Below are 8404 nucleotides of genomic sequence, written 5' to 3' on the forward strand. Positions count from 1 at the left end.
CGGTCTTGATCACCCGCAGCTGCGGCTCGTCGGCCAGCTTGTGCACCGTGCCGCAAGGCTGGCAGACCGGAGCGATCCGACCGTTGAACTCGCTGGTCACAACGTTGCTGACCTCACCCGAGGCCTCGCCATTGATCGTGGCCGGGTAGGTGAAGGCATAGACACCCGGCACCGTGCCCACTTCCAGCGTGCAGACGATCCCGCCCGCGCCGTCGGTGCAGCCGGCGGGTAGCGTGCCTACGGTCAGGCCCGCGCCCGGCGTGTCGATGAGGCGCACGGGCGTGGCGATCGCGGCGTTCTCGATCGTCACCGTCAGGGTGTAGAGGATGGTGTCGCCGACACTGACTTCGATGCCGTCGTCCGGATCGGCGGTCTTGGCGACGGTGACCACGGGATCGGCCAGCGGATGCTCGGTGCTGCAGGTGGCGCACTCCGGATCCGGATCGCCGCCGCCTTCGCCGACCACGCTGTTGCCCACCGCGCCGATCGCGTCCGGATCGACCTGGGCCTGGTAGGTGAACACGTAGCTGCCCGGCAGCGCGCCTTCGGCCAGGGTGCAGGCCAGGCCTGTCGCCGTCGCCTCGCAGCTGCCGCCGTCCGGTGCCACCATCGAATCGGCGAGCAGCGTCTGTCCGTCGCCCAGCGTGTCGGTCAACACGAACGGCGCGGTCGTGGCCGAGGTCGCGACGGTGGTGGTCAGGGTGTAGGTGATGACGTCACCGGCATTGACCTCGCTGCCGTCCGCCGGGTCGGCGGTCTTGACGGTGCTGATCGCCGGCAATGCGACCTCGTGCCCGATGCTGCAGGCGGCGCACTCCGGATCGGGATCGCCGCCGCCCTCGCCCACCACGCTGTTGTTCACCGTGCCGACGGCATCGGCATCCACCGTCGCCGTGTAGGTCACCGCATAGGTGCCCGGCAGCGTGCCGGCCGGCAGCGTGCAGGCCAGCGCATCGGCGCAGGCGAAGTCGCCGGCATCGGTCACCTCGCCGAACGTCAAACCCGGGCCGAGGGTGTCGGTGAGCCTGAACACTTCGGTCGTGGCCGAGGTGGCGATCGTGGTGGTCAGGGTGTAGGTGATCGTGTCGCCCGGCCGCACTTCGCCGTCGGCAGCCGGATCGGCGGTCTTGACCGTGGTGATCGTCGGCAGTTCGATCGTGTGCTCGGTGGCGCACGTCGTGCACTCCGGATCCGGATCACCGCCGTCTTCGGCGATCACCACGCTGTTGCCGACCGCACCGGTGGCGTCGGCGTCGACCGTCACGGTGTAGGTCACCACGTAGCTGCCCGGCAGGGTGCCGGCCGGCAGCGTGCACTCCAGCGTGCCGCTGCAGGCGAAGTCGCCGGCGTCGGTCACCGCGCCGAAGGTCAGGCCGGCGCCCAGCGTATCGACCAGCCGGAACGGCGCGGTCGTGGCCGAAGTCGAGATGGTCGTGGTCAGGGTGTAGGTGATGGTGTCGCCCGGCCGCACTTCACTGCCGTCGGCCGGATCGGCGGTCTTGACCGTCGCGATCGTCGGCAGCTCGACCGTGTGCTCGGTGGCGCAGGTGGTGCACTCCGGATCCGGATCGCCGCCGTCGTCGGCGACCACCACGCTGTTGCCCACCGAACCGGTGGCGTCGGCGTTCACCGTCGCGGTGTAGGTCACCGTGTAGCTGCCCGGCAGGGTGCCGGCCGGCAGCGTGCACTCCAGCGTGCCGCTGCAGGCGAAATCGCCGGCGTCGGTCACCGCGCCGAAGGTCAGGCCCGCGCCCAGGGTGTCGACCAGCCGGAACGGCGCGGTCGTCGCCGAGGTGGCGATGGTCGTGGTCAGGGTGTAGGTGATCGTCTGGCCCGGCTGCACTTCGGTGCCGTCGGCCGGATCTGCCGACTTCACGGTGCTGATCGCCGGCGGCGTGATCGGGTGCTCGGTCTCGCAGGCCGTGCACGCCGAATCCGGATCGCCGCCGTCCTCGGTGATCGCCACGCTGTTGCCGACCGTGCCGGTGGCATCGGCGTCGACCGTCGCGGTGTAGGTCACCGCATAGGTGCCCGGCAGGGTGCCGGCCGGCAGTGCGCAGTCCAGCGCGCCGCTGCAGGCATAGCCGCCGGCGTCGGTCACCGCGCCGAAGGTCAGGCCCGCGCCCAGCGTGTCGACCAGCCGATAGGTGCCGGTGGTCGCCGAAGTGGCGATGGTGGTGGTCAGGGTGTAGGTGATCGTGTCGCCCGGCTGCACCTCGGTGCCGTTCGCCGGATTCGCCGACTTGACGGTGCTGATCGCCGGCGGCGCGACCGGATGCTCGGTCTCGCACACCGTGCACGCCGAATCCGGATTGCCGCCGTCCTCGGTGATTGCCACGCTGTTGCCGACCGTGCCGGTGGCGTCGGCGTCGACCGTGACGGTGTAAGTCACGACATACGTGCCTGGCAGCGTGCCCGCCGGCAGCACGCAGTCCAGCGCACCGCTGCAGCTGAAATCGCCGGCATCGAGGACCGCACCGAAGGTCAGGCCCGCACCTAGCGTGTCGACCAGCCGGAACGGCGCAGTCGTCGCCGAGGTGGCGATGGTCGTGGTCAGGGTATAGGTGATGGTTTCGCCCGGTTGCACCTCGGTGCCGTTGGCCGGGTCAGAGGACTTGGTGGTGCCGATCGTCGGCAGCACGATTGTGTGTTCGGTCGCGCAGGTCGTGCACTCCGGGTCCGGATCGCCGCCGCCCGTGCCCACCACGCTGTTGTCGACGGTGCCGGTGGCGTCGACATCGACCGTCGCGGTGTAGGTGACCGTGTAGGTATCGGGCAGCGCGCCGGTCGGCAGGGTGCACACCAGTTCGCCGCTGCAGGTGAAGCCGACCTGGTTCGTCACCTGGCCGAAGGTCAGCCCCGCGCCCAGGGTGTCGGTGAGCACGAAATCCGCGGTGGTCGCCGAGGTGGCGATCGTGGTGGTCAGGGTGTAGGTGATCGTGTCGCCCGGCTGCACTTCGCTGCCGTTCACCGGGCTCGCCGACTTGACGGTGCTGATCACCGGTGGCGCGATCTGGTGTTCGGTGCTGCAGGTCGTGCACTCCGGATCCGGATCGCCGCCGCCCGTGCCCACCACGCTGTTGTCGACGGTGCCGGTGGCGTCGTCGTCGACCGTCGCGGTGTAGGTGATCACGTAGGTATCGGGCAGCGCGCCGGCCGCCAGCGTGCACACCAGCTCGCCGCTGCAGGCGAAGTCGCCGCTGTCGACGACGGCGCCGAAGCTCAGGCCCGCGCCCAGGGTGTCGGTGAGCACGAAATCCGCGGTGGTCGCCGAGGTGGCGATCGTGGTGGTCAGGGTGTAGGTGATCGTGTCGCCCGGCTGCACTTCGCTGCCGTTCACCGGGCTCGCCGACTTGACGGTGCTGATCACCGGTGGCGCGATCTGGTGTTCGGTGCTGCAGGTCGTGCACTCCGGATCCGGATCGCCGCCGCCCGTGCCCACCACGCTGTTGTCGACGGTGCCGGCGGCGGCGTCGTCGACCGTCGCGGAGTAGGTGATCACGTAGGTATCGGGCAGCGCGCCGGCCGCCAGCGTGCACACCAGTTCGCCGCTGCAGGTGAAGTCGCCGCTGTCGACGATGGCGCCGAACGTCAGGCCCGTGCCCAGGGTATCGGTGAGCTCGAACGCCGCGGTGGTCGCGGAGATGGCGACGGTGGTGGTCAGGGTGTAGGTGATCGTGTCGCCGGGCTGCACTTGGGTGCCGTTGGCCGGGTTCGCCGACTTCACGGTGCTGATCGCCGGCGGCGCGATCGGATGCTCGGTGCTGCAGGGTGCTACGCACTCCGGGTCCGGATCGCCGCCGTCGCCGGTGATGGCCACGCTGTTGCCGACGCTACCGGTGGCGTCATCGTCCACCGTCGCGGTGTAGGTCACCGCATAGGTGCCCTGTGGGGTGCCGACCGGCAGCGAGCACACGAGCTCCCCCGTACAGGTGTAGTCCCCCGGGACGGTCACCTGGCCGAAGCTCAGGCCGGCACCCAGGGTGTCGGTCACGGCGAAGACGGCGGTGGTCTCGCCGCCACCCACCGTGGTGGTCAGGGTGTAGGTGATCGTGTCGCCCGGCTGCACCTGGGTGCCGGTGCCCGGATCGGCGGTCTTCACCACCGCGATCGCCGGCGCGAGCGGCGTAGTCTCGTCGCAGTCGTTGCCCGGCGCCGTGCAGTCGATGCCGTTCACGGTCAGGGCGTTGTCGATGCTGTCGACGCCGGACGGCGTCGGATCGTCGACCTGCACCACGAAAGACAGGGTCGCGGTGCCGCCGGCAGGAATGTTGAACGCCGCGTCGTTCGGGCAGTCGCTGCCGGTGCAGGTGAAGTCGTTGCCCGCGGCCACGAACGTGGTGCCGGCCGGCAGCGTCTCCACCACGTCGCCCTCGAACAGGGTGCCGACGGTGCCGCCGGCGTTGGCGATGGTGATGGCATAAGTCAGCACGTCGCCGGCCTGGACGGCGGCGCCCGGCACGTACGCGGCACCGTTGACCTCGGCCAGCGTCTTGGCGACCGACAGCTCGGGCTCGGCCAGCACGGGGAACGCGCAGGACGCGAGGTCGCGCGAGGCGCCGGCCGTCGCGGCGATCTGCTCGGTCAGGATGCCGGTGGTGGGATCGTAGGCGTAGTAGGTGGCGGGCTCGCCGGCGATGCTGCCGCTGTTGGCCACGTACAGGGTGCCGTCCGCGCCGAAGGCGACGCCGGCCCAGTTGATCGTGCTCGCGGCGCCGTCCAGCAGCGGCCGCGCCTGCCGCGTCGCCTGCATGGTGGCCGGATCGAAGTGGTACAGGTCCCGGCCGGCTGACAGCCAGCCGTTGCCGTCGCTGTCGAACGCAATGTCGCCGGAACCGAAATCAGTCGGCGCCACGTCGTACGTCAGCGTGCCGGCGAGTGCAGCCGTGTAGCCGAACGCGCCATCGGCGGTGACCCGCCAGACCTGCGGCGTCGCGACGCCGCCGGCGATCATGTAGCCGACGCCGTCGGGGGTCATGCCGGCGCGCGGGAAATCCGGCGACGCGAACGGGAACGGCGTATGCGCCTCGTACCAACCGCCATTGGCGGCGTCGTAGGCCCAGAGCACGGTGCTGCTGCCGCTCACGCGCTGCACGAACAGCAGGCGATTGCGGACCGGATCCACCATCATGCCGTTGACGTTGCCGCTCGCCGGCAATGCCAGCTCGGGGACCAGGACATCGGCGCCGGCGCCCGGCTCGTAGCGATAGACGTTCACGCCGTTGACGATGCTGAAGACCGGGTTCGCGCCGGCCGGGCAGAAATCGACGACCGCGGTCGATACCGGATCGTCGTCCGTCGCGGTGTTGTTGTCCGGATCGCGGTCGGCGACGCCATCGGGCGGCGCGACCATCGCCGTGTTGATCACCCGCTCCTGCGCGTGGACCGAGGGGACGAGCACCATCGCCAGGCAGAGCGCACCCAGCAGGGCGAACACTGTCCGTCCGCCGGACAGGTGCCGATGCAGCGCGTGCGAGGCGCGGGCGCAGAGATCTCCTGCGCCCGGGATTTTGTGTTGTTTGCTCATGGTTGCCACGTCCCCGGCCAACCGGCAACGGATTGCCGGTCATAAATTCGATGTGCTGAGTGGCCGGTATATTGCGTGATTTACGTCACACTTTTAATCACGAAAGCTCACCAAAATTTTTACGTCCATTCATCAAATGGCTCTATGGCGGGCTCATGGCGGTCTCATGGGCAGTGAGACGAAACGTGGGCAGTGCGCCTCCGCCCCTCCCCTTTTTTGAAAAGAAGGCTGGAGGAAGGGCGCTACTTGGTGCTTCGCCCGTTTAGACCGGGCGGCCGGAGATCCGTAGGAGCGCGCCATGCGCGCGATGCCGCGGGCGTCTCCAACCCCGTCATCGGCGGTCTCGCCGCAAACCGGAAGGCGCGCCGGGGGGACGGAATCGCAGGCGGCGCCATGCCCGCGGCATCGCGCGCATGGCGCGCTCCTACGAAGCAGCGGCGCGGGGCTGTGGTATCCCGCCATCGGGCGTCGGGATGGGTCGGGTCAGGGTGTGTGCGTGATGCGCAACATGCCACCGACATCTACCTCGGGCAGAATCTCGGCATCCCAAGCATCTGCAACAGTCGGGGCCAGCTACCCATCCAGGTTGGCTACCAAGGCATGGGCCAACTCAGCACGTTCAAACTCTGAGAATTCCAGCGCCTTGTTGCGCACACTGTTCCAATGCTCCGCTAGGCATGTCGATTTCGTCTTCGGCATACGCCATAGCGTAGCGACGCGCTCCTTTTATCGACCTGGGTCAACCGTGCCACGGGTTGATCACGTCGATACCGCAGTCGGTGAAATCCTTGGCGTTGCGAGTCGCCAATTTGGCGCCACGCGACTTGGCGACGGCTGCAATCATCGCGTCGAACTGGCTGATCGGCCTGCCGGCGGCCCTGCGCGCGGCGGCGATCTGCGCATATGCGTCGGCCGCATCCTCATCGAAGCTCAGCACCCGTCCGGCCAGCTCCGACGTGAAGATCGCCGATACGGCTTCCAGCAACCCGGCCTTGCGCCGGCCGTCCGACAGCAGCCGTACGCCATAGAGCAACTCCCCGCGGGTGACCGTCGTGGTGAACAGCGCCGAGCGTGGCTGCGCGTCCATCCAGGCCAGGACCCGGGCATCGGGCTCGGGGCGCAGGATTTCCGACAGGACATTGGTATCCAGGACGATCATGCCCCCAGTTCCGGCGGGGTACGGATCGGCTCACGCGCCGGCAGGTCCAGTTCGACGCCGCCCAGCGGCGCCACGCGCGCCCGGATGGCCTCCACCAGGGATTCGCCCCGCACCGGTTCGGCGGACAGCGCCGTGCGCAGGATGTCGCGCGCTTCGTCCTCCATCGAGCGTCCATGCCGCGCCGCCTGCACCCGCAGCCGCATCTTGAGCTGGTCGTCGATGTTGCGGATGGTCATGGTCGCCATGGGGCACCTCCATTAGTCAATGACTGCATAGTAGTCATTGACTAATGGCGATTCAAGGCTTCCCGACGATCTCCGTTGCCAGATCCAGGCGTCAGCTTGTCGGTGGCAACCCGTGCGGAGCAGCACATTGCGTCAGCACGACACGCATCAGGCGGTCCTGGACGATGGCCAGATGCCTCCTTGAGCTGCCCGAACCGGGACTGCCTCATGAAGCCTCTCGGCATCCGTACGATCTCGGGCGATGGCATCGTCCGGAATCGGATCGCTACGATGCCGGAATCGTCTTCCACTGGTGATTGCGAGGTCAGCGAAATCCAGGTCCCGCATGATCAGCACGGCCGATGTTGCTTGGGCTTGGGCCGCAATCTGCGCGTCCGGTACGGCTGCCGACCTGGTCAGCCTGCAGCCAAGGCCACCGCGACCTTGGGGAAAGCGCGGAGAATCTTTCCGTCCATCGTGACGAGCTTCGTCCCTAACCGTTCTGCAAGCGCGACGAATTCGCAGTCAGAAGCCGAGCAATCGCTGCCTCTTACCAGTTCCAATACGCCACGGGAGTCCACTTCGTACTCCAATCCTGCAAGCAACCGCTCGGCTTCGCTCTGCAGGGCGCTCGCCTGTTCAAAGCTGAGACTGTCGCGGCGCAGGTACCCGGCCAGAATGTTCCGAAACTCGCTGCGCCACAAAAGCGGCGCGGCCCACTCCGGATCGCGCTCGAGCAGATCTTCGGCCGCCGCCGTGAATTCTCCTGGCAAATACAGATATGCCAGAACGTTCGAGTCCACGACGATCATGGGCGGCCTAGTCGCTTGGCCGCATCGATGTCCTTCGCCCGGAACTTGCTCGGGGCCAATCCGGCACGGAGTTCCCGTGCACGCGCAAGCCGTTCGCCCGGTGCCACCTTCGTGGGCACCAGCACCGCTTCGAGACAGACGATCGCCTCGCTGTTCAGGCTTCGGCGATGCGTCTCGGCGGCCAATTTCAAGCGCTCGTACACTTCGTCGGGGATGTTCTTCAATGTCAGTGTAGTGGGCATGGCGGCAGCCTCAACCGTAATGGAACCATTATGGTTCCATTCCCGGACTGTCAACGGGCCGCCATTCATTCAAGCCGAAGCCGCTTCGCGGCTCGGCTCGAGTCAGGCGATCACGGACGAAAATGCTCAGAACCTGACCGCGTTTTACCGAGGCGAGGCCGTCCGATAAGCGATCCGACCCCGTTTTGCAGGCGGCGGTAACGTCAAGCATCAGCTCCGGTTCCGGCCCCGCTCCACCTGCACCTGCACCAACGCATCCGGATCGCACGGACGCGGTGCCAGGGATCGTGACCGAGCCCGGCACCGCGCCCTGCGCGATCAGTGGCGGGTGGCCGCCTGCGGGCGCCAGCCCGCATCCGCGGGCGGCGGAGGCATCGGCACGGCTGCGTCACGCGTCAGGTCCGGGCTGACCGGTACACCGTAGATCGCCGGCTCCTCGC

General features: G+C 68.0%; 5 protein-coding genes. All 5 read right to left on the bottom strand.

All coding sequences use genetic code 11. From position 1 onward, the window contains the following. A partial coding sequence (locus FXO19_RS18850) for a DUF7927 domain-containing protein (protein WP_149196659.1) occupies window positions 1-5527 on the bottom strand: 5527 nt, incomplete at its 3' end. A gap of 739 nt (window positions 5528-6266) precedes the next feature. Beyond that, window positions 6267-6686 (bottom strand): type II toxin-antitoxin system VapC family toxin, encoded by a 420-nt coding sequence (locus FXO19_RS18855; RefSeq protein WP_149196660.1) that lies wholly within the window; start codon window positions 6684-6686, stop codon window positions 6267-6269. Continuing rightward, window positions 6683-6931, bottom strand: a complete 249-nt coding sequence (locus tag FXO19_RS18860; RefSeq protein ID WP_149196661.1) for a FitA-like ribbon-helix-helix domain-containing protein — start codon at window positions 6929-6931, stop codon at window positions 6683-6685. Before FXO19_RS18860 ends, FXO19_RS18855 begins: the two co-directional genes overlap by 4 nt. 395 nt (window positions 6932-7326) lie before the next feature. After that, complete coding sequence (locus FXO19_RS18865; RefSeq protein WP_149196662.1) at window positions 7327-7722, bottom strand: type II toxin-antitoxin system VapC family toxin; 396 nt, start codon at window positions 7720-7722, stop codon at window positions 7327-7329. After that, window positions 7719-7964, bottom strand: coding sequence for a FitA-like ribbon-helix-helix domain-containing protein (locus FXO19_RS18870; RefSeq protein ID WP_149196663.1), 246 nt, complete (start codon window positions 7962-7964; stop codon window positions 7719-7721). Before FXO19_RS18870 ends, FXO19_RS18865 begins: the two co-directional genes overlap by 4 nt. Window positions 7965-8404: the final 440 nt, after the last annotated feature.

This window comes from Luteimonas suaedae, assembly GCF_008312895.1.
Lineage (GTDB): Bacteria > Pseudomonadota > Gammaproteobacteria > Xanthomonadales > Xanthomonadaceae > Luteimonas > Luteimonas suaedae.

What these genes read in the sequence shown, in the direction of transcription:
- FXO19_RS18855 (WP_149196660.1), bottom strand. Translation starts at nt 6,686, where the DNA reads ATGATCGTCCTGGATACCAATGTCCTGTCGGAAATCCTGCGCCCCGAG.
- FXO19_RS18860 (WP_149196661.1), bottom strand. Translation starts at nt 6,931, where the DNA reads ATGGCGACCATGACCATCCGCAACATCGACGACCAGCTCAAGATGCGG.
- FXO19_RS18865 (WP_149196662.1), bottom strand. Translation starts at nt 7,722, where the DNA reads ATGATCGTCGTGGACTCGAACGTTCTGGCATATCTGTATTTGCCAGGA.
- FXO19_RS18870 (WP_149196663.1), bottom strand. Translation starts at nt 7,964, where the DNA reads ATGCCCACTACACTGACATTGAAGAACATCCCCGACGAAGTGTACGAG.